This is a genomic window from Streptomyces sp. NPDC028368 (genome assembly GCF_055565615.1).
Map to the genome: position 1 here is coordinate 1 of NZ_JBVHTY010000034.1, position 21,156 is coordinate 21,156.

Genomic DNA, 21,156 nt, shown 5'->3' on the forward strand with positions numbered 1-21,156 from the left:
ACGCCCGGTTACATTTCGAACCCGGAAGCTAAGCCTTTCAGCGCCGATGGTACTGCAGGGGGGACCCTGTGGGAGAGTAGGACGCCGCCGAACAAATTTTAGAAAATGCCTCGTTCCCCGAGTTTCGACTCGGGGAACGAGGCATTTTTGCGTTTGGGGTAATTGCGTTTCCAGCCGGCGGCGTTGGTGGATTGGTCCAGCCGGGGTGCCGGGTGGGGGCAGGCGCCGTACGGGCGGGTGGTACGGCCGGTGCGCTGCCCGGTGAGGATCTCGCGGGGAACTTCGGGGCGGGGGCGCTTCGGGCTCGTACCGGGGCTGGGCGGGAGGTCTGACCCGGGGTGCTTCGTCAGACAGGCAGGGGCTGGTGGGGCCAGCGGGCGCGGGCTTGTTCCTGGGAGCGCATGGTGGCCAGGGTCAGCAAGCCGCGTGTACGGCCGGTCTCGAGGAGATCGGGGAGCGTCGGCAACGGGGCGAGCGCTGCGATGTCGTCCAGGACCAGGGTGAGTGGTGGGTCGAGCCGACCGTCAGATGACCGTTCGGCCATGCGGCGGCCGTGCTCGACCACGTGCGAGAGGAGTGCGGTGAGCAGTGGCATCGCACCCGGGTCGGTACGCGGGTCCTCGATGGGTTCGCCTACCACGTAGAGCGTTCCCCCCTCGTCGATGAATGATTCGAGAATGAGGGAATCCGCTCGGGGAGGATTGCAGGCGTCGCGGATGTGGATCGAGGAGAGGGCGGCCAGCGCGCGGCCGAGCAACTCCTTGGCCATTTCGCGGCGTTCGGCGTGAGCGGTGAGGACGGACTCCAGCTCGCCCGCCTGGCCGGCCGATGCCTTGGGGTTGGTGCGCAGGATGCGTACGGGTTCCTGTGCGGCGCCTGTGGCATGGGCCCAGCGGTGCAGTTGGCGGAATGGGCGGCCGTCCACGGCGGCGGCGTGCAGCCAGCAGCGCAGCAGGGTCTGGGCGGCGTCCGCGACGGCCGAGTCCAGGGTGCTCGTGGGGCGTACGGGGGCCAGGAGGGCGGCGGCGCGGGCGGTGGCGGTGGCGATGTCCTCGCAGCCCGAGGTGGGCGACCAGCGCAGCCGGGCCGGGGTGTCGAGGCGGTGCGTGGGGTCGTAGGTCACCAGGGGGCCGAGCTTGGCGCGGGCGTCCTTGGTGTCGGCCCAGAGGGCGGGGTCGGTGGTGGCGACGATCAGCGGGCCTTCGGCGGCGGTGACGACGGCGGCTGCGGTGGTGCGGGTGGCGGAGCGGTCGTGGCCGAAGTGGAGGCGGGGGAGTGACGGTTGGGGCAGTGTCGTTGCTTCGGCCGGTTCCGCTGAGGGGAGCGGTTCGGTGAAATTCACCCGTTCGGTTGATTCGGTGGGTTTGCCGTGGAGGAGGGAATCCGGCGCGGGAGTGGGGCGTTGGTCGGGGAGAAGGCCGACGGCAGGTGCGGTGGGAGCGCCGGTCGCGGCGGGTGGTTTCTGAAGGGACGCGGGGGGTGGGGCAGGTGCGGGTGCGGGCGCTGTGTCGTGGGTGCGGGGGGCCGTGGTTGCGGTCTCGGGTTCGGCCGCCGCCGCGGTGAGGGCTGCCGCGCGAGTGGCTTGGCGGCGTGTGGCGCGTACGGCTCGATAGCGGGTGACCGTGCCCAGGGCGAAGATGGTCAGGACCAGCAGCACCATCAGCTCGCCGATGAGGATGCCCCAGAACAGGCCGTAGCCGGAGAGCTGGCCCTTGGAGGTGTGGGGCCAGGCGGCGGCCAGGTCGTGCGGGGCGGAGACGAGATGGCGTAGGGCGAGGGGGGTGCCGGGGTAGGTGACGCCGTTCGGCCAGGCGCCGTGGGACAGCAGGCCGGCCAGGCCGGTCGCCGTCCAGACCAGCAGGGTCAGGCCGAGCAGAAAGATCAGTAGCCCTATGAGCAGCGCGTCGGGGATGCCGCGCTCGCGGCCGCGGGCGCCCCTGCCGTCATGGTCGTCCCGGCTGCCGTATCTGCCGTGGCCTCGCTCCGGCTCGTATCCGCGTGTCACGCCACCGTCTCGCTCGACTCGTCTCTCAACTGCCGTTCCATTGCCAGGGCTTCGGCGCGCGCCTCGGCCTCGGCGTCCGCCGCCGCTTCGAGGGCGCGTGCCTCGTCCGTCGGCATGGCGGAGGATTCGGTCATCGCCCGGTCGGTGTAGACCAGCGGGCGCTCGGCCTCGGTGATGAGGTGTTTGACGACCTGGACGTTGCCGTTGACGTCCCAGACCGCGATGCCGGGGGTGAGGGTCGGGATGATCTCGACGGCCCAGCGTGGCAGGCCGAGGACCTGGCCCGTGGCGCGCGCTTCGTCGGCTTTTTGGGCGTAGATGGTGCGGGTGGAGGCCATCTTGAGGATGGCCGCGGCCTCACGGGCGGCCGCGCCGTCGACCACGTCGCTGAGGTGGTGGACGACGGCCACGAAGGACAGGCCGAGCCGTCGGCCGAACTTCAAAAGACGTTGGAAGAGCTGGGCCACGAAGGGGGAGTTGATGATGTGCCAGGCCTCCTCGACCAGGAAGATGCGTTTCTTCCGGTCGGGACGGATCCAGGTGTGTTCCAGCCATACGCCGACGATCGCCATCAGGATCGGCATGGCGATGGAGTTGCGGTCGATGTGCGAGAGGTCGAAGACGATGAGCGGTGCGTCGAGGTCGATGCCCGCCGACGTCGGGCCGTCGAACATGCCGCGCAGGTCGCCGTCGACGAGGCGGTCCAGGACCAGCGCCACGTCCAGGCCCCAGGCCCGTACGTCGTCTATATCGACGTTCATGGCCTCCGCCGACTCCGCCTCCGGGTGGCGCAGCTGCTCGACGATGTCGGTCAGGACGGGCTGACGGTTGGTGATGGTCTCGTTGACGTACGCGTGCGCCACCTTGAGGGCGAAGCCGGAGCGTTCGTCCAGGCCGTGGCCCATCGCGACCTCGATGATCGTACGGAGCAGGGCCAGCTGGCCGGTGGTGGTGATCGAGGGGTCGAGGGGGTTGAGGCGGATGCCGCCGTTGAGGGCGGCGGTGGGGTCCAGGCGGATGGGGGTTATTCCCAGTTCCTGGGCGATGAGGTTCCATTCGCCGACGCCGTCCTCGCCCTGGGCGTCCAGGACGACGACCTGGCGGTCGCGGAAGCGGAGCTGGCGCAGCACGTAGGTCTTCTCCAGCGCGGACTTGCCGTTGCCGGATTCGCCGAGGACCAGCCAGTGGGGGGCCGGGAGCTGCTGGCCGTACAGCTGGAAGGGGTCGTAGATGTAGCCCTTGCCGCTGTAGACCTCGCGGCCGATGATCACGCCGGAGTCGCCGAGGCCGGGGGCCGCGGTCGGCAGATAGACGGCCTGGGCCTGGCCGGTGGAGGTGCGTACGGGCAGCCGTGTCGTCTCCACCTTCCCGAACAGGAAGCTGGTGAAAGCGTCGGTGAGGGCACCGAGCGGGTCGAACATGGCCATGACGTACGCGCCTCCCAGCGGCTTAGCGGCGTTAGCGGCGGATCCCGGTCGCGAACGGCAGGGTGTTGACGAACGCCCGGTGGTGCTCGCGGTCGCACCACTCCAGCTTGAGGTAGGACTTGCCGGCCGAGGCGCGGATGGTGCGCTTGTCGCGGGCGAGCGCCTCGGGCGAGCGGGAGGAGACCGTGATGTAGCCGACGAGGTTGACGCCGGCCGCGCCGGAGGCCAGGTCTTCGCCGCGCTGGTCGACGCGGCCGTGGTGGGCGACATCGCGGGGGTCGACCACGCGGTTCATCTTCGCCGCGCGGCTGGCCTCGGCGTCGTCGTTCGTCTTCTCCGTCAGCATCCGCTCGATGGCGACCTCGGTGGGCTCCAGGTCCATACAGACGGCGACCGTGCGGATCACGTCCGGGGTGTGCACCAGGAGGGGCGCGAGGAAGTTGACGCCCACCGGGGTCAGTGGCCATTCCTTGACCCAGGCGGTGGAGTGGCACCAGGGCGCGCGGGTCGTCGACTCGCGGGTCTTGGCCTGGAGGTAGGTCGGCTCGGTGGCGTCCAGTTCGGCGGGCCAGGCGTTGCGCTTGCTCATCGCCTGGATGTGGTCGATGGGGTGGTCCGGGTCGTACATGGAGTGCACGAGGGAGGCGAGGCGGCCCTGGCCCAGCGGCTGGCGTACGCGGATGTCCGCCTCCGCCAGCCGGGCGCAGATATCGGTCAGCTCGCGGGCCATGACGACGGCGAGGCCGGCGTCGCGGTCGAGCTTCCTGCCGAGCAGGCCGCCGCGGTGGGTGCGGGCGGCGCGCGCCATGGTGTGGGCCTCGGCGGCCAGTTCGCGGGTGTAGTGCATGCAGGCGACGAGGTAGGCGCGGTGCTGCTCGGAGGAGGTGGAGACCATCGACTGGAGCTGGTCGTAGGACTCCTGCAGCCAGTGGGGGGAGCTCTTGTCGCCGCGCTGGTCGACGTCCTTGGCGTGCGCGTCCGGGTCGGCGGGCAGCGTGCGCGCCAGGATCTGCAGGCGGGTGACGAATCCGTCTCCGTTGGCGACGTGCTTGAGCAGCGTCCCGAAGCGGTCGACCAGCGCCTCCTGGTCCTCGCTGTCGCGCAGGCCGACGCCCGGCCCTTCGATCTCGATGGCGGCCGTCACCGTCTTGCGGTCGGCGTGCAGCAGTACGGCGATCTCGTCCGGGCCGAAGGGGGCGGCCAGCCAGTTGATGCGGCCGATGCCGGGCGGCGGGCCGATCTCGATCTCCCGCCCGTCGAAGCGGATGCCTGCCTCGGCGGCGCCGGAGCGGTAGGTGGCGCCGCTGCGGACCGTACGGCGATAGCTGCGGTTGATCTCGAACCACCTGTAGAACGTACGGCCCTTGTACGGGACGTATACGGCGGCGAGGCCGAGCATCGGGAAGCCGGTGAGCGTGACGATCCGCAGCGGGAGGACCGGGACCAGGAGGCCGCACATCATGCCGAGGAATGCGCCCGCGATGATCAGCGCGATCTCGCCGGTCTCGCGGTTCTTGCCGACGATCGCGTTCGGCCGGGCGCGGCCGATCAGATATGTGCGCCGGGGCGCGATCGGGTGGGAGTGCATACTCAACGCCCATCACCTCCTGCTGTCTTGCCAGTGCGGGCGTTGCCGTGGGCGCTGCTGCTCGGACCGGGGTTGGGGTTCGTACGGGGAGCGGGGGGTGCGGCCCGGCCGCCGGCGGAGCGCGAGCTGTGCGCGGCGACGCCGCCGGCCACCGAGTCGGCCTGGCGGGACTGGCCGCCTTGGGCGCTCTGTCCGCCCTGGCTGCCGCCGTCGCCGGATTTGCGGGTGCTGTGCGTCTTGATGCCCTGGGAGACGAGGGCGGCGGGAGAGCTGATGACGGCGGCCGCTTTGTTCTCGGCACCCTGCATGATCCGGTTGTTGCGGGAGTTCGCGATCTCGTCGCCGAAGCCGGGGACGAAGCGGTAGATCATGGCGCTGGCGAAGATGGCGAGCAGGATGATCGCGAGGCCGGAGACGACGGCCGAGAAGGAGTTGGGGCCCTTGTCGGAGGAGAGCGCGCCGGCGATGCCGAGCACTATCACGATGACCGGTTTCACCATGATCACCGCGATCATGATGCCTGCCCAGCGGCGCACGTGCGCCCACATGTTCTTGTCGACCAGCCCCGCGTAGACGACGGTGCCGAGCAGCGCGCCGACGTACAGCAGGGCGGCGCGGACCACCAGCTCCAGCCACAGCACACCGGCGGCGAGCACCGAGACCAGCGACACCACGATCAGCATGATCGGGCCGCCGCCGATGTCCGTCCCCTTGGTGAGCGCCTGCGAGAACGCCCCGAAGAAGGTGTCGGTCTGGGCGCCCGTCCCCTTCGCGATGATCTCGGTGACGCCGTCGGTCGCCGAGACGACCGTGTAGAGGATGAGCGGGGTGAAGGCGGAGGCGAGGACGGTCAGCCAGAGGAAGCCGACCGCTTCGCTGATCGCTTCGGTGAGCCGTACGCCGCGTACGGCTCGCTTGGCGACGGCGAGCAGCCACAGGACGAGGGTCAGGACGGTGGAGGCGGCGAAGACGACGGCGTACTGGCGCAGGAAGGCGGCGTTGGTGAAGTCGACCTGGGAGGTTGCCTTTACGGCGTCGGAGAGCTTGGAGACGATCCAGGCGGCGGCTTTGGCGCAGCCTTTGGCGAGGGAGGTGAGGGGGTCGAGGGGGTTGTTGTCGAGGGGGTTGGTGGAGGGGAGCTTGGGGGTGCCGGCGCCGGCTTTGTCGCCGGATTGGCAGTAGTCCTTGGCGGGGCCGCGGATGAGGTCGCAGGGGTCATTGCTCGGCTTGGGCTCTGGTGCGGCGAACGCGCGTGTGGCCAGGAGCACGGCGGCTGTCTGGGTACCCGTCACCAACGCTGCGAGCGACAGGGTGCGGCGGCGACTGTTAGCGGGCATAAGTGAACCCTCCGAACCCTTGCACGGCCTTGGTCATGTCTTCTGCCGATGCGGCGGCTTGGTCCCGTCCGACCGGAGCCGGCCCGTCCTTCTGCGTGAAGTTGGTGACCTTCCAGTCTCCGTCGATCCACTTGAGGGCGAAGGTGTTGGTGTACCAGCTCTCCGAGACGGGGTTCTTGGACGCGGTGCCCGCGAGGCCGAAGAGTGCGGAGTACCAGACCGAGACCTTGGCGGAGTCGCCCTTGAGCGATTCGATTTTCGTGCCGACCGGGTTGGCACGAGAGACGAATGTCGTGCCACTGGGGGCACTCCCGTCCGGCTTGAGGCCGATGCGGCCGAGGAACCGGGGGTCGGAGTACACCTTGTCGAGGCCGTCCTTGCGCGCGGCCGCCACGGTCGGTGCGTACACGGCCTTGGTGATCTCTTGCCGCTTGGCGGCTTGGTACATCCCGTCGCTGGTGAGTGCCACGACATAATTCGCCGCCGCCGACTGCGCCCCCTGCTGCGTCTTGGCGAAGCCCGAGGCGATGCCGCTGTTCTTGTCGGTGACCGGCTTGGTGCCGGTGGGGGTGGTGGGCTGGGTGTCGGTGGATTTGGGGGAGTCGTTGGTGGGGGACTCGCTGTTGCCGCTTCCGGTCCGGTTGGCGAAGGCGATGGCCGCGATCAGCAGGACGACCACGCCGACGGCCATGACGAGGTTCCGGCTGGACATGCCGGTCCGGGAGCGGCGGGCCGAGCCGTAGCCGTCGCCTCCGCTGTCGGGCAGTCTCGTACGGGTCTGGCCCGTCTCGGGACCGCGGTCGCCGCCGTAGCCGCCGTCATCGTTGAGACTCATCGCCCCTGTGCCCCCTCTGCCGCCATCGCCGTTCGTGCCGTCGTGGTGCCGCCCTCATATGACCGTAGCCGCGTGTGCGGCGGCTCGGGCGAAGTGGTACGAGTACATCTCACGGTGACGGTTCCTCAGATGCTGGGCGGCAGAGGCGAATGGGGGACTCTGGGGGATTTGCGCCCATCGCCTGTTCCGCGCCTGCCGTGGCCTTCTTCTCTCCGGATCCACCTGTCCCCGCGCAGCGGCCTGCCCAATCGGCCCGCTGGTGGCAGAGGTGGCGCATGTGTGACGGAGAGGGGGCGGGGCCGGGGTGAGTGGGCGTCAGCATGTGGCCTCGGCAGGGGAGGTGGGGCCAGTGGGAGCGAGTGGGGGCACGGGGCGGCGGAGAGGTGGCGGGCGGGGGCGCACGGGGGCGGCGCCGGGACGGGCGCGTGCCGGGGTGTGCGGTGCGGGCACTGGTGCCCACGGGGGCTGTGTGCGGGCTAGACCGCCATGCCGTAGACGATGGTGAAGAGCGTCCCCAGCGATCCGATGATGAAGACCCCGGTCAGGCCGGCGACGATCAGACCCTTGCCCTGTTCGGCGCTGAAGGTGTCGCGCAGCGCGGTGGCGCCGATGCGCTGCTTGGCCGCGCCCCAGATCGCGATGCCCAGGCACAGCAGGATCGCGACTGCCATGACCACTTCGACCATCACTCGGGCTTCGTTGCCCAGGCTCCCGAACGGCCCCCAGTCCGGGGCGATTCCGCCGATGATGGTGGTGATGTCGCCCTTTTCGGCTGCAAGGAACATGTGTGACATGTGCGCCATGTGTGAACTCACCGCCCCTTATGGGTAGTTGTGCGCCTGTGCTCCGATGGCACAGTCAGCCCCTATCTTCGCTGACGAAGGCGCCATCAGAAGTCGACTTGGCGGCTTTCTTTGAGGGATCCCGTGGAGAGATGCGTGCGTGGGTGCTCACACCGTCCACTGAGCCCATTAGTCTCACTTTGTGTATCACGGCCGATAACCCTGAGCAATGATCATCGGCGAGCGGCGGCCGTGCGGTCATGCCCGGCCGGCCGGGTTCCGGCCCGGTCTCAGAGTCCGGCGAAGTGGTCGAACTCCCCGGCCTTCACGCCAAGGACGAAGGCGTCCCACTTGGTGCGGGTGGTGGTGACGATGTTCCCGGGGTCGGTGTTGGTCCGCAGATGCACGGCGCCGTCGTCCGCGAAGGCGACCTCGATGTACTCCGGGGCATTCGGGTCGTCGGTTGCCTTGTGCCAGGTGAGGGACATGGGGGTCCTTGGGGGAGTGGGTGCCGCGCCTACTTCGGGGCGTGGGACATGGCGAAGATCATGATGAGTGCCACGAGGTGGATGGCGAACAGGAAATACCCCACACGCCACCACAGGTGGCGGCTCATCTGCTTCGGGTTGTTCTGGTCCATGGGGTTACGTCCTGTCTCAAGGTGTCCTGAGCAGTGTCGCGCATCTGGGGGCGACCGGGTGCGGACGCCGGGTGTGAGGAGGTGCCCCCGGCAGATGCTGTGACGCGCTCCCGCGCGCCGCCCCGTGCCCCGCCCCGCGGCCGTAAATCGCGCACGGGTGCGGGAAAGGCCGGTGAACCCGCCCCCGATGGGGGAGGGTTGAGGCGTGCGGAAATTCTGGGTTGCCGGTGGGGTCGGGGTGGGGCTGGTGCTCTGCCTGATCGGGTTGCTGGTGGTGGGGACGTATTCGGCGGCGGCCGGGATGGCGGCGGCCGGGGGGCGGGCGGTCGGGCTGGCCAAGGGGGCGGTGCCGGCTGCGTATCAGTCGATGGTGCAGAAGTGGGGGACGCTCTGTCCGGCGATCAGCCCGGCGTTGCTGGCGGCGCAGCTCTATCAGGAGAGCGGGTGGAACCCGAAGGCGCAGAGTCCGGCGGCCGCGCAGGGGATGGCGCAGTTCATTCCGGGGACCTGGCAGACGCACGGGGTGGATGGGAACGGGGACGGGAAGAGGGACGTCTGGGATCCGGAGGATGCCATTCCGTCGGCCGCTTCGTACGACTGTGAGCTGGCGAAATATGTGAAGGGCGCCTCGGGGGACGCCACGCGCAACATGCTCGCGGCGTACAACGCGGGGGCGTACCGGGTGATTCAGTACGACGGGGTGCCGCCGTACCGCGAGACGCAGAACTACGTGAAGACGATTACGACGCTGGCGAAGAGCTTTGAGGCGCCGACGGGGCCGGTGGCGTCGTCAAGGCAGGCCGCGGCCGCCATCTACTACGCCCAGGAGAAGCTGGGGAAGAGATATTTGTGGGGCGGGACCGGGACGGCGGAGCAGGGCGGGCGGTTCGACTGTTCCGGGCTGACCCAGGCCGCGTACCACTCGGTGGGCATCGAGCTGCCGCGGGTCGCGAACGACCAGTGGAACGCCGGGCCGCACCCGAAGCGGGATGAGTTGCTTCCGGGGGATTTGGTGTTCTTCGCGTACGACTTGAACGATCCGCGGTCGATTCACCATGTGGGGCTCTATGTGGGGGGCGGCTACATGATCAATGCTCCGTATACGGGAGCCGTGATCCGGTTCGACAAGATCGATACGCCGGATTACATCGGGGCGACCCGGGTCACCTCGGATGGCGCGAAAGCGCTGCCGCGCGCAAATGCTGCGTGAGGATTGGGCCGGAGCGGGGCAGGAGTGGGGCCCTGAACTGCGGCGATGGGTCAAGCTTCGATAACGTCCTGGTGATCATCCGGTAGAGAGTGGAACGCCGGAGGGGGGCACCGCGTTTCCTTTGCGTGGGGACGTGTGGACGTATCCGAGCTGCAAGCACAGGACGCGGCAGACGCTCGACGATCACGGGGGCCGGCAGCACACACAGGCGCTCGCGCGCGCGAAAGGTAAGGGGTCGCGGCAGATGGCTGGACTCGCACTGGAGGGGCCGAACCCCGATGTCGACGTGCTCGACGGCATCAACGGCCTTGCGAAGGATGCGCCGCACTGGGTCAACCGCGCGATGGAGTACATCGGCGAGTACGGCATCATCGCCGGGCTCGGGGTGCTGTGTCTGATCGCCTGGTGGGCCGCGCGGCGCAAGCCCGATGCTCCTGCCGCCGTCGCCGGACTGGTCTGGGCGCCGCTGGCGGCCGGTATCGCGCTGCTCGCCAATATCCCGATCCGGGCGTTCGTCGAGCGGCCGCGGCCGTTCAAGGACCACGCCGGGCTGGAAGTGCTGATCCCGGGCAAGAGCGACTTCTCGTTTGTGAGTGATCACGCGACGCTGACCATGGCGGTGGGCGTGGGGCTGTTCGTCGCCAGCCGTAAGTACGGGCTGATCGGGATCGCGCTGGCGCTGGCGGAGGGGTTCTGCCGGGTGTACATGGGAGTGCACTACCCGACCGATGTGGTGGGCGGGTTCGCGCTGGGGACGGCCGTCGCGCTGCTGCTCGCGCCGGTTGCGCAGGCGTTGCTCGTACCGCTGATGACCGCGATCGGGCGGTCGCGGATCGGGTGGATCGCGTGGTGGGTGCGGGTGCCGGGCAGTCCGGCGGCGGATGCCGGTGCGCGTACGGGCGCCGGCGCGGAGTACGACGCGGACGGTGAGCGGGTGGCGGCCACCGGCTCGCCGATGCCGTCGCAGCACCGGGACCCGGAGGGGGACCGGGCGAAGCGGCGGGACAAGGACCTGGCCGCCTGACCCCGGCCTTCGGACACACGGCAACGGCCCGGACCCCACCGCGGGGCCGGGCCGTTGCCGTACGCACCCTCAGAGCGCCTGCGGAAACGTGCTGAAGAGCCGCTGCGGGTCGTAGCTCTGCTTCACCTTGGCGAGGCGGTCGGCGGCCGGGCCGTAGTAGGCGGACTTCCAGTCGGTGAGCGCCGGGTCCGTGTAGTTCTGGTAGGCGGCGCCGGAGGAGTGGCGGCGCATGGCGGCATGGAAGGAATTCAGCCATGCGGTGCGGGTGGTGGGGGAGCCGGTGGACGGCCAGGACGTCAAGTACTGGGCGAGGAAGCGGGATCCGCGGTGGACGAAGGCGGTGTCGGTGCGGCCCACGCGGTTGATGGCGCCGCCCAGTGCCGTCAGGGCGACATTGCCGTTGACGCCCTTGCGGCCGCCGCTCTCTATCTGGGCCATCAGGGTCTGGATGCCGGCCGCGGAGAGCGAGCGGTCGAAGAAGTGCGAGCGGGCGGCGTAGGTCTCGCGGCCCAGTTGGCCGCTGCCGGTGTGGCCGGGGAGGGTGCCCGGCATATGGCACTGTGCGGTGGATTTGGACGAGCAGCCGGCGTAGGACTCCATCGCGTCCAGGTAGCCGGTCGGGGTGAGGTGGACGCTGGAGGCGGGCCCGGGGCCGCCCGGCTGGTCGGCGAGTTTGTCGATCGCGTTCTTGAGGTCGTTGTACGAGCCGAGGGAGAAGGCGGCCACGGAGACGGCGGGGGTGCCGCCGGGGCGAGCGTCGAGATGGCAGGCGGACCATATCTCGTCGGCCTGCGCCGGGCCCCACTTCTGCCAGGACGCCACCACCTTCGCCGCCTTGGCCCAGGGCCAGGTCATGTACGCCATGACCGCGCGCGGCGCCGGATGGGTACGGAAGCGGAGTTCGGTGACCACGCCGAAGTTGCCGTTGCCCGCGCCGCGCAGCGCCCAGAAGAGGTCGGAGTGCTGCTTCGCGTCGCAGTCGAGGGTTTTGCCGTCGGCCGTGACGACGGTGGCGCCGACCAGGCTGTCGCAGGTCAGGCCGTACGCGCGGGAGACCACGCCATGGCCGCCGCCGAGGGTGAGGCCGGATATGCCGACGGTGGGGCAGGAGCCGCCGGGGACCGTCACGCCGTGTGGGGCCAGGCCCTCGTAGACGTCGATGAGCTTGGCGCCGGCGCCGATGCGGGTGATGCCGCCGGACGGTGCGCCGACCTTGGAGAGGGCGGAGACGTCGACGATGAGCTTGCCGTTGCCGCTGGACCAGCCGGCGTAGGAGTGGCCGCCGCTGCGGATGGCGACCGGGGTGCCGTAACGGCGGGCGAAGGCGAGGCATTCGGCGATGTCGGACGGGTGCTTGACGTAGGCGATGGCCGACGGCTTGAGGCTGTCGTAGCGGGTGTTGTAGAGGCGGCGGGCGGTGGCGTAGGCCGCGTCGGAGGCCTGTATCAGCTTGCCGTCCAGGCTCTTGCCGAGTGCGGTCCAGGAGGACTGGGTGGCCCGGTTGCCGACGGCGCCCGCGGGGGCGGAGGCCGCATTGGTCCCCACCGCGCCCGCGCCCGCGCCGGTCGCGGCTCCGGTGGAGGGCGCCGCGCCCGCCTTGCCGGTCGTGGTGTCGCAGCCGGTGGCCCAGGCGACCGAGGTCGCCGCGAGTGTGCTGCCGGCCTGCAGGAGTGTGCGCCGCTTCACTGGGATGTCTCCCCCTCGATTCGTACGGTCCAGCCCCGCCCGCCGATTGCCCGGCCGGTGGTCACGGGGCGCGTGCAGGAAGCGGATCACCGGGCGGCGGCGCAAAACGGGTGCATACCGTCGTGTCCGGAAATGGCCCCCGTCGTCCGGCGCTTGTTGCCCTACGACATCCCGTTATGGCCGTGAATTCCGCTGCCGTTCGGTGCTTTGCTTCCCCTATTACCCAGATGCGGTAGGGGCGTTGGGGGTTCCCGGGGAGGACCGGGTCATTCCGGGGGGTGTTTCGCGTCACCCTCGGAGGCGGCCTGGTGGCGCTCGGCGTCGGTGCGTGCCTGGGAGCGGGCGCGGCGGGCCGGCCCCCGCCAGCCGCAGTCGCAGCGGGCGTGACAGAAGGATCCGCGTTCGGTCGTGGAGGTCGTGTGCGGGGCTCGGTCGGGCACCCCGACACGCTACGCGCCCCGAGGGGGTCTGCGTGACGGGCCCCCGGTGTTGGTCGTTGAACCGTTCGGTCGGCACAGGCCGTCCCGAACACAGCGGCCGAGGGGGCTCGTACGCGATGGTGGTGCAGGACAGACGAGGCGGCGGTGCGGCCGCCGTGACCGTGGCGTGCGGGGCGGGTCTGGCCGTCGGACTGCTGGCGACGGGCTGTTCCCCCGACGGTGCCGCCGCCGACGACCACGCACCGCCCGGCCGGGCCGCGGCCGCCTCGGAGATTCTGCGCAGCGCCGACGCGCTGGTCGGGGCCGGCTCCGCCCGGGTCCGTACGGCGATGGAGACCGCGAGCGGCGGCACCCGCGTCGCCATCCGGGGCACCGGGGCCTACGACTTCCGTGCGAGCAGCGGGCAGCTGCGCGTCCTGCTGCCGGATCCCGGGGGCCGGCCCGGCGAGGGCCATCAGCCGGTCACCGAGATCCTGGCACCCGGCGCGCTGTTCATGAAGAACCGTGGCGCGGGGGTGCCGGCCGACAAGTGGGTGCGGGTGGCCACCGCCTCGCTGGACGACGGGAATCTGGTCACCGGCGGCGCGACCGATCCGCTGGCCGCCGCCGAACTGCTGCGGGGGGCACGGAAGGTGACGTACCGGGGGGAGGAGTGGCTGGGTGGGGTGCGGGTGCGGCACTATCGCGGCATTACGGACATCGGGGTGGCCGCGCGGGCGGCGTCGCGGCGTAGCAGGCCGGCGCTGGTCGCGGCGAAGAAAGGGTTCACCACCGGCGTGGTGCCGTTCGATGCGTATCTCGACGACGCCGGGCGGCTGCGCAAGGTGCGCCAGCGGTTTTGTTTCGCCAACGGTGTGCCCAAGGGGGTGCCGGTGACATCCACCACAGAGCTGTACGACTTCGGGGCGAAGGCCGCGGTGCCGCTGCCGCGGGGCGGGGACATCTACGCCGGGAAGATCGCCTCCGCGGCGCCGTAGCGGGAGCCGTCCCGCAGGGGGCGCGGGCATCTGCCCGGGGCGCTTGCCGGATGGCGGAAATGGTCCATCCGTGCCATGCGCGGAGCGTGCGCCCGTCCCTACGCTGGGCGGTAACCACCAGAGGCGTGGGAAGGCGCTCGAAGGAGGAGGTGTTGTACGTGGCCGCACACCGCCATCAGACGGTTCAGGACCACGTAGCCCTCGTCGAGATCGACCTGACTGGTGAGTTGATGATCGCGGCCGCGGCCGCGGCGGAGGATCGGCTCAGCCCGGACCGTATCGACGAGGTGCTGGACGTGGACGGGGAGGACGGCGACGGCGCGGAGCTGGTGCCGCCGTCCTCCGGCCGGGCCAGACGCGCCTAGCCGGCGCTCCCATGGCCGGCCGGTCAGGTGCGCAGCATCCGCTCGATGGCCTTGGTCGCTTCCTGGACCTTGGCGTCGATGGCCTCGGGGCCCTTGACGGCGGCGTCCGCGACGCAGTGCCGCAGGTGCTCCTCGAGGAGCTGGAGGCCGAAGGACTGCAGGCCCTTCGTGCTCGCCGAGACCTGGGTGAGTATGTCGATGCAGTAGACGTCTTCTTCGAGCATCCGCTGCAGACCGCGGATCTGGCCCTCGATCCGGCGCAGCCGCTTGATGTGGGCGTCCTTCTGCTTGGCGTAGCCGTGGATGCCCAGGTCGTGATCGGTCACCGTGTCAGGGTCGGTTTTCGGCTGCGGGGTGTCGCCGGCCGCGGCGGCTGCGGCGGTGCCGTTGGTGTCGGCGTCCGTGGTCGTCATGGCCGTCTCCCGTGGTATCTCGACGTTCCGTATACAGGCGATCCCTATACCCCTGGTGGGTATATTGTACCGAACTTTGCGGGCACCGGCGGTACCCCGTGCAGAGCATGCTGCCCGATGGGCGACACTGAAGGAATGCCGGTTAGCTGTGGCTGGATGATGCGCCTAGCATCAACTCGACCGAATCCGATGCACCCCGAGGATTTCACGTGCGCTTTCGTCTGACCCCCAGGGAGACGAGCTTCTACGACATGTTCGCCGCCTCCGCGGACAACATCGTCACGGGCTCCAAGCTCCTGATGGAACTGCTCGGGGCCGACGCCTCCGCGCGGACAGAGATCGCCGAGAGGATGCGGGCGGCGGAGCACGCCGGGGACGACGCGACGCACGCGATCTTCCACCAGCTGAACTCGTCCTTCATCACGCCGTTCGACCGCGAGGACATCTACAACCTCGCCTCGTCGCTCGACGACATCATGGACTTCATGGAGGAGGCCGTCGATCTCGTCGTTCTGTACAAGGTCGAGGAGCTGCCCAAGGGCGTCGACCAGCAGATCGAGGTGCTGGCGCGGGCGGCGGAGCTGACCGCCGAGGCGATGCCGAATCTGCGCACGATGTCGAACCTCACCGAGTACTGGATCGAGGTCAACCGCCTCGAGAACCAGGCCGACCAGATCCACCGCAAGCTGCTCGCGCACCTCTTCAACGGCAAGTACGACGCCATCGAGGTGCTCAAGCTCAAGCAGATCGTGGACATCCTGGAAGAGGCGGCGGACGCGTTCGAGCATGTCGCCAACACGGTCGAGACCATCGCGGTCAAGGAGTCCTGAGCGCCGCCCATGGACACCTTCGCGCTCGTCGTGACCATTGCGGTCGCGCTCGGTTTCACCTACACCAATGGCTTCCATGACTCGGCGAACGCCATCGCGACCTCGGTCTCGACGCGGGCGCTGACCCCGCGGGCGGCGCTCGCGATGGCCGCCGTGATGAATCTCGCCGGTGCCTTTCTGGGCAGCGGCGTCGCCAAGACGGTCAGCGAGGGGCTGATCGCCACGCCGCAGGGCAACAAGGGGATGGGCATCCTCTTCGCCGCGCTGCTCGGCGCGGTGGTCTGGAACCTCGTCACCTGGTACTTCGGGCTGCCGTCGTCGTCCTCGCACGCGCTGTTCGGCGGCATGGTCGGGGCGGCGCTCGCCGGTGGCACGGAGGTGATCTGGACCGGGGTGATCGAGAAGGTCGTCCTGCCGATGTTCATCTCGCCGGTGATCGGCCTGCTGCTCGGCTATCTGGTCATGGTCGTCATCCTCTGGATGTTCCGGAAGTCCAACCCGCACAAGGCCAAGCGCGGCTTCCGCATAGCGCAGACCGTCTCGGCCGCGGGCATGGCGCTCGGCCACGGTCTGCAGGACGCCCAGAAGACCATGGGTGTCGTGGTGATGGCCCTGGTCATCGCCGATGTCGAGGACGCCAACGACGCCATCCCGATCTGGGTCAAGCTGGCCTGTGCGATCACGCTCTCGCTCGGTACGTACGCGGGCGGCTGGCGGATCATGCGCACGCTCGGCCGCCGGATCATCGAGCTGGACCCGCCGCAGGGCTTCGCCGCGGAGACCACGGCCGCCTCGGTCATGTACACCGCGTCCTTCATGTTCCACGCGCCCATCTCCACGACCCATGTCATCACCTCCGCGATCATGGGCGTGGGCTCCACCAAGGGCTCGCGCGCGGTGCGCTGGGGCGTCGCCAAGAACATCGTGATGGGCTGGTTCATCACGATGCCGGCGGCGGCCGGTGTTGCGGCGCTGGCGTACTGGATCATCCAGCTGGCGTTCTCGTAAGGCGCCGCACCGTCCGTTGAGCCGCAGCGTCCGTTAAGGCGCCGCACCGTCCGCCGGACAGACGAAAGTGGGCCCGCCCCCCGGGAAGAGGGGCGGGCCCTTCGCCTTGCGGTGGCACCGCCATGCAGCACCGCAGGACGCTCAGGGGCGTCGGCCTGAATCAGGCACGGCGGCCTAGCCGAAGCGGCCGGAGATGTAGTCCTCGGTGGCCTGCACGGACGGGTTGGAGAAGATCCGCTCGGTCTCGTCGATCTCGATCAGCTTGCCGGGCTTGCCGACGGCCGCGAGGTTGAAGAAGGCCGTACGGTCCGACACGCGGGCGGCCTGCTGCATGTTGTGCGTCACGATGACGATCGTGAAGCGCTCCTTGAGCTCGCCGATCAGGTCCTCGATGGCGAGGGTGGAGATCGGGTCGAGGGCGGAGCAGGGCTCGTCCATCAGCAGGACCTGCGGCTCCACGGCGATCGCGCGGGCGATGCACAGGCGCTGCTGCTGGCCGCCGGAGAGGCCCGAGCCGGGCTTGTTCAGGCGGTCCTTGACCTCGTTCCAGAGGTTGGCGCCCTTGAGGGACTTCTCGACGATCTCCTTGAGCTCGCTCTTCTTGTGCGAGCCGTTCAGGCGCAGGCCGGCCGCCACATTGTCGAAGATCGACATGGTGGGGAACGGGTTGGGGCGCTGGAAGACCATGCCGACGGTGCGGCGGACGGCGACCGGGTCGACGCCGGAGCCGTAGAGGTTCTCGTCGTCCAGCATCACCTTGCCCTCCACGCGGCCGCCGGGGGTGACCTCGTGCATACGGTTCAGGGTGCGCAGGAACGTCGACTTGCCGCAGCCGGAGGGGCCGATGAAGGCGGTCACCGAGCGCGGCTCGACGGTCATGGAGATGTCGTCGATGGCCTTGTGGCTGCCGTAGAAGGCGGAGAGGCCGCTGACGTCGATTCGCTTGGCCATGGGGATCACTGCTTCTTTCAGGGGTCGCTGATGGCCGCGTCAGCGACCGGTCTTGGGGGCCTTCCAGCGGGCGATGCCGCGGGCCACCAGGTTCAGGATCATGACGAAGGCGATGAGGACCAGTGCCGCGGCCCAGGCGCGGTCGTAGGAGGCCTCGGAGCCCTGCTGCCACTGCTGGAACACATACAGCGGAAGCGACTGCTGGGCACCTTCGAAGGGGTTGCTGTTGATCGTCTTCGCGCCCCACACCAGGAGCAGCACCGGGGCGGTCTCACCGGCGATGCGGGCGATGGCGAGCATCACACCGGTCGTGATCCCGCCGATGGAGGTGGGGAGGACGACCTTGAGGATCGTGCGCCACTTGGGGACGCCCAGGGCGAGGGAGGCCTCGCGCAGCTCGTTCGGGACGAGCTTGAGCATCTCCTCGGTGGAGCGGACGACGACCGGCATCATCAGGATCGCCAGGGCCATCGCGCCGGCGAAGCCGGACGGGCCGAAGCCGAGGATCAGGATCCAGACGGAGAGGATGAACAGGCCGGCCACGATCGACGGGATGCCGGTCATCACATCGACGAAGAAGGTGACGACCTTGGCGAGCTTGCCGCGCCCGTATTCGACGAGGTAGATCGCGGTGAGCAGGCCGAGCGGCGCGGCGATCAGGGTCGCCAGGCCCACCTGCTCCAGGGTGCCGATGATCGCGTGGTAGATCCCGCCGCCGGGCAGCGCGTCCGGCAGGGTGCCCATCGAGTGCGAGAGGAAGTAGCCGTCCAGGACCTTGGTGCCGCGGGCGACGGTCTCCCACAGCAGGGAGGCGAGCGGGATGACGGCGAGCAGGAAAGCCGTCCAGACCATGCTGGTGGCCAGCCGGTCCTTGGCCTGCCGGCCGCCTTCGACGGCCGCGGACAGCGCGTACGTACCGAAGAGGAAGAGCAGTGCGGCGATCAGGCCCCACTGGATCCTGCTGTCGAGCTCGGCGGCCAGGCCGATGCCGCAGCCCGCACCGGCCGCGACCAGCGCGATGACCGGCGGGCTCCAGCGGGGCAGCCGGGCCTGCTTGAGGGAGACGGGAAGCGGGGTGCCGCCATCGGAGACCGGACGACGGTCGGTGAGGGTGCTCATGCGGCGGCTCCCGAGTACTCCTTGCGGCGGGCGATGATCAGGCGGGCCGCGCCGTTGACGAGCAGTGTGATCACGAAGAGGACGAGACCGGACGCGATCAGGGCGTCCTGGCCGAATTCATCGGCCTCGCTGAACTTGCTGGCGATGTTCTGGGCGAACGTGCCGCCGCCCGGGTCCAGCAGGCTCGTGCCGATCAGGAAGCTGGGGGAGAGGACCGTGGCGACGGCCATCGTCTCGCCGAGCGCGCGGCCCAGGCCCAGCATGGAGGCGCTGATCACGCCGGAGCGGCCGAAGGGGAGCACCGACATCCGGATGACTTCCCAGCGGGTGGCGCCGAGCGCGAGGGCGGCCTCTTCGTGCATCTTCGGGGCCTGGAGGAAGACCTCGCGGCTGACGCTGGTCACGATCGGCAGGATCATGATCGCGAGCAGGATGCCGACGGTGAACAGGGAGCGGGCGGCCCCGTCGCCGTAGCTGAAGATGCCGGTCCAGCCGAGGTAGTCGTCCAGCCAGCTGTAGAGGCCGGTCAGATGCGGTACGAGGAACAGCGCGCCCCACAGGCCGTAGACGATGCTGGGCACCGCGGCGAGCAGGTCGATGACATAGCCGAGCGGCGAGGCCAGCTTGCGCGGGGCGTAGTGCGAGATGAACAGCGCGATGCCGACCGCGACCGGGACCGCGATGGCCATCGCGATCACCGAGCTGACGACCGTGCCGAAGGCCAGTACGGCGATGCCGAACTTCGGCTCCAGGCCGCTGGCGTTCCAGTCGAGGGTGGTGAAGAAGTTGGCCTTGTCGCCGGAGATGGCGAGCACGGACCGGTAGGTGAGGAAGGCGGCGATGGCCGCCATGACCACCAGGAGGGCGATACCGGAGCCGCGGGAGAGCCCGAGGAAGATCCGGTCACCGGGACGGACCGTCTTGCCGGATATGGAGGCGGAGTCATCGCTTCCGGAGGGCGGCGGTGGCGGCGTGTCGGTGTGTGCAGCGGTTGAATTCATGGTTTCTCCGGTCTGCGGAGCCGGCGAGGGCTCCTGGCGCGGCGGTGCACCGGACGGGGGGGGGGGGGCCCCCCCCGGGGGGGGCCCCCCCCCCCCGGGGGGGGGGGGGGGGGGGGGGGGGGGGGGGGGGGGGGGGGGGGGGGGGGGGGGGGGGGGGGGGGGGGGGGGCCCCCCCCCGGGGCGCCCCCCCCCCGCCCGGAAGGTCAGGAGAGCGTGGCGACGGTCTTGCGGACCTTGTCGGCGATCTCGGTGGGCAGCGGGGCGTAGCCGAGCGCCTTGAGGGCGCTCTGGCCGTCCTTGCTGGAGACGTAGGTCAGGAAGGACTTGGTGGCGGGCAGCGTGTCGGCCTTGTTGCCCTTGTCGCAGGCGATCTCGTACGTCACCAGGGTGATCGGGTACGCGCCCTCGGCCTTGGTGGTGTAGTTGAGCTTCAGGGCCAGGTCGTTGCCCTGGCCGGCCGGCTTGGCCTCGGAGATCGCCTTGGAGGCGTTGTCGACGGAGGCCTCGACCGGGGCCTTGGCGCCGGTGTTCAGCTTGACCGTGGGGATCTTGCCGGAGGTGGCGTAGGACAGCTCGAAGTACGAGATCGCGCCGCTGGTCTGCTTGACCTGCGAGGAGACGCCGGCCGAGCCGGAGGCCGCCTGGCCGCCGGTGCCTTCCCACTTCTTGGCGGGCTCGTGCTTCCAGTCGCCGGGGGCGGCGGCCTTGAGGTACTTGGTGAAGTTGTCGGTGGTGCCCGAGTCGTCGGAGCGGTGGAACGCCTGGATCTTGAGGTCCGGGAGCTTGGCGCCGGGGTTGAGCTTGGCGATCGCCTTGTCGTTCCACTTGGTGATCTTCGAGTCGAAGATCTTCGCCAGGGTCGGGGCGTCCAGGACGAGGTTGTCCGCGCCGGGGACGTTGTAGCCGACCGCGATCGGGCCGCCGACCATCGGGAGGTCGATCGCCTGGCCGCCCTTGCAGACCTTCTTCGACTTCGCGATCTCGTCGGGCTTGAGCGCCGAGTCGGAGCCCGCGAAGGCGGTCTGGCCCTGCAGGTACGTGGTGACGCCCGCGCCGGAGCCGGTGGGCTGGTAGTTGATCTCGGTGCCCTTGCAGGCGCCCGCGTAGTTCTGGACCCACACGTCCATGGCGTTCTTCTGCGCGGAGGAGCCGGACGCGAGCAGCTTGCCCTTGCCCTCGCACTTGATGTTCGCGGCCTTGGCGGCACCGGCGCCACCGCTGGAGCCGCTGGTGTCGTCGGAGCCGCACGCCGTCAGGGCCAGGGCACCGGAGACGGCGAGAGCGCCAACGGCGAGGGCGCGAACCCGGTTCTTGCGCTGAAGCTTCACTGTCGAGAGTTCCTTCCTGGGGCGCGCCGCTTCACCGGCGTGCTGGGGAGCGATTGGGGGTGTGATGACCGTCGCTTCTTCCAGCGTCGGTCGGCCGGGTTGCGCTTGCCATCGGGGCGTGACGCGCACTCGGTACGGCTGAAATTAGGCAGATCAGGTGAAGCGGCCGATGGAGGAGAGTGAACGCAGG

Annotated in this window: 20 protein-coding genes and 1 rRNA gene; 7 read left to right on the forward strand and 14 right to left on the reverse strand. The window is 69.7% G+C overall.

Features of this window, described 5'->3' with window-relative positions:
• Positions 1-93 (forward strand): 5S ribosomal RNA (rrf, locus tag ACZ4S3_RS39570); the annotation flags it as partial.
• 253 nt (positions 94-346) lie between these two features.
• Here rrf and ACZ4S3_RS39575 read toward each other — a convergent pair.
• From ACZ4S3_RS39575 to ACZ4S3_RS39610, 8 genes are all read right to left on the reverse strand, one after another.
• A complete protein-coding gene (locus ACZ4S3_RS39575) occupies positions 347-2,005 on the reverse strand; it encodes a type IV secretory system conjugative DNA transfer family protein (protein ID WP_467943549.1) in 1,659 nt (552 codons plus the stop codon).
• Positions 2,002-3,426, reverse strand: coding sequence for an ATP-binding protein (locus ACZ4S3_RS39580; protein ID WP_467943587.1), 1,425 nt, complete (start codon positions 3,424-3,426; stop codon positions 2,002-2,004). The genes ACZ4S3_RS39575 and ACZ4S3_RS39580 overlap by 4 nt, the downstream gene beginning before the upstream one ends.
• Before the next feature lie 37 nt (positions 3,427-3,463).
• Positions 3,464-5,020, reverse strand: coding sequence for an SCO6880 family protein (locus ACZ4S3_RS39585; protein ID WP_467943589.1), 1,557 nt, complete (start codon positions 5,018-5,020; stop codon positions 3,464-3,466).
• A 2-nt stretch (positions 5,021-5,022) separates the two neighbouring features.
• The gene (locus ACZ4S3_RS39590; protein ID WP_467943551.1) at positions 5,023-6,357 is read right to left on the reverse strand and encodes a hypothetical protein; all 1,335 of its coding nucleotides are present in this window, start codon (positions 6,355-6,357) and stop codon (positions 5,023-5,025) included.
• Positions 6,347-7,192, reverse strand: coding sequence for a DUF8175 domain-containg protein (locus ACZ4S3_RS39595; RefSeq protein ID WP_467943553.1), 846 nt, complete (start codon positions 7,190-7,192; stop codon positions 6,347-6,349). The genes ACZ4S3_RS39590 and ACZ4S3_RS39595 overlap by 11 nt, the downstream gene beginning before the upstream one ends.
• Before the next feature lie 476 nt (positions 7,193-7,668).
• Positions 7,669-7,977 (reverse strand): hypothetical protein, encoded by a 309-nt coding sequence (locus tag ACZ4S3_RS39600; RefSeq protein WP_046930918.1) that lies wholly within the window; start codon positions 7,975-7,977, stop codon positions 7,669-7,671.
• Between the two features lie 287 nt (positions 7,978-8,264).
• Complete coding sequence (locus tag ACZ4S3_RS39605) at positions 8,265-8,462, reverse strand: DUF397 domain-containing protein (protein ID WP_467943555.1); 198 nt, start codon at positions 8,460-8,462, stop codon at positions 8,265-8,267.
• 29 nt (positions 8,463-8,491) lie between these two features.
• Entirely contained in the window at positions 8,492-8,614 is a 123-nt protein-coding gene (locus ACZ4S3_RS39610; RefSeq protein WP_467943557.1) for a hypothetical protein, read from the reverse strand.
• Between the two features lie 205 nt (positions 8,615-8,819).
• Between ACZ4S3_RS39610 and ACZ4S3_RS39615 the strand changes: the two genes are divergently transcribed.
• Together ACZ4S3_RS39615 and ACZ4S3_RS39620 are read left to right on the forward strand one after the other, a co-directional pair.
• Positions 8,820-9,824: a C40 family peptidase gene (locus ACZ4S3_RS39615; RefSeq protein WP_467943559.1), complete on the forward strand. Its 1,005-nt coding sequence runs from the start codon at positions 8,820-8,822 to the stop codon at positions 9,822-9,824.
• Between the two features lie 244 nt (positions 9,825-10,068).
• The gene (locus ACZ4S3_RS39620; RefSeq protein ID WP_467943560.1) at positions 10,069-10,848 is read left to right on the forward strand and encodes a phosphatase PAP2 family protein; all 780 of its coding nucleotides are present in this window, start codon (positions 10,069-10,071) and stop codon (positions 10,846-10,848) included.
• 69 nt (positions 10,849-10,917) lie between these two features.
• Here ACZ4S3_RS39620 and ACZ4S3_RS39625 read toward each other — a convergent pair whose 3' ends face one another.
• On the reverse strand, positions 10,918-12,534 hold the full coding sequence (locus tag ACZ4S3_RS39625; protein ID WP_467943562.1) for an FAD-binding oxidoreductase: 1,617 nt from the start codon (positions 12,532-12,534) through the stop codon (positions 10,918-10,920).
• Positions 12,535-13,090: 556 nt separating this feature from the next.
• On the opposite strand from ACZ4S3_RS39625, the gene ACZ4S3_RS39630 reads away from it, so the two are divergent.
• Positions 13,091-13,951 carry an SCO4651 family lipoprotein gene (locus tag ACZ4S3_RS39630; RefSeq protein ID WP_467943564.1) on the forward strand — a complete coding sequence of 287 codons (861 nt, stop codon included), beginning with the start codon at positions 13,091-13,093 and terminating at the stop codon, positions 13,949-13,951.
• A 152-nt stretch (positions 13,952-14,103) separates the two neighbouring features.
• Positions 14,104-14,316 (forward strand): hypothetical protein, encoded by a 213-nt coding sequence (locus tag ACZ4S3_RS39635; protein ID WP_467943565.1) that lies wholly within the window; start codon positions 14,104-14,106, stop codon positions 14,314-14,316.
• 23 nt (positions 14,317-14,339) lie between these two features.
• Here the strand turns inward: ACZ4S3_RS39635 and ACZ4S3_RS39640 are convergent, their stop codons facing one another.
• Positions 14,340-14,729: a metal-sensitive transcriptional regulator gene (locus tag ACZ4S3_RS39640; RefSeq protein WP_467943566.1), complete on the reverse strand. Its 390-nt coding sequence runs from the start codon at positions 14,727-14,729 to the stop codon at positions 14,340-14,342.
• A gap of 209 nt (positions 14,730-14,938) precedes the next feature.
• Here ACZ4S3_RS39640 and ACZ4S3_RS39645 point away from each other — a divergent pair, with 209 nt between their 5' ends.
• Positions 14,939-15,559, forward strand: a complete 621-nt coding sequence (locus ACZ4S3_RS39645; protein WP_128509895.1) for a DUF47 domain-containing protein — start codon at positions 14,939-14,941, stop codon at positions 15,557-15,559.
• A gap of 9 nt (positions 15,560-15,568) precedes the next feature.
• Complete coding sequence (locus ACZ4S3_RS39650; RefSeq protein WP_467943568.1) at positions 15,569-16,567, forward strand: inorganic phosphate transporter; 999 nt, start codon at positions 15,569-15,571, stop codon at positions 16,565-16,567.
• Positions 16,568-16,741: 174 nt separating this feature from the next.
• On the opposite strand, the gene pstB is transcribed toward ACZ4S3_RS39650, so the two are convergent.
• The 4 genes from pstB to pstS all read right to left on the reverse strand — a co-directional run bounded on the left by pstB (position 16,742) and on the right by pstS (position 20,966).
• A complete protein-coding gene (gene pstB, locus ACZ4S3_RS39655; RefSeq protein WP_467943570.1) occupies positions 16,742-17,518 on the reverse strand; it encodes a phosphate ABC transporter ATP-binding protein PstB in 777 nt (258 codons plus the stop codon).
• Positions 17,519-17,557: 39 nt separating this feature from the next.
• On the reverse strand, positions 17,558-18,637 hold the full coding sequence (pstA, locus tag ACZ4S3_RS39660) for a phosphate ABC transporter permease PstA (RefSeq protein WP_467943572.1): 1,080 nt from the start codon (positions 18,635-18,637) through the stop codon (positions 17,558-17,560).
• Positions 18,634-19,638 (reverse strand): phosphate ABC transporter permease subunit PstC, encoded by a 1,005-nt coding sequence (pstC, locus tag ACZ4S3_RS39665; protein ID WP_467943574.1) that lies wholly within the window; start codon positions 19,636-19,638, stop codon positions 18,634-18,636. Before pstC ends, pstA begins: the two co-directional genes overlap by 4 nt.
• 203 nt (positions 19,639-19,841) lie before the next feature.
• Positions 19,842-20,966, reverse strand: a complete 1,125-nt coding sequence (gene pstS, locus ACZ4S3_RS39670; RefSeq protein WP_467943576.1) for a phosphate ABC transporter substrate-binding protein PstS — start codon at positions 20,964-20,966, stop codon at positions 19,842-19,844.
• Positions 20,967-21,156: the final 190 nt, after the last annotated feature.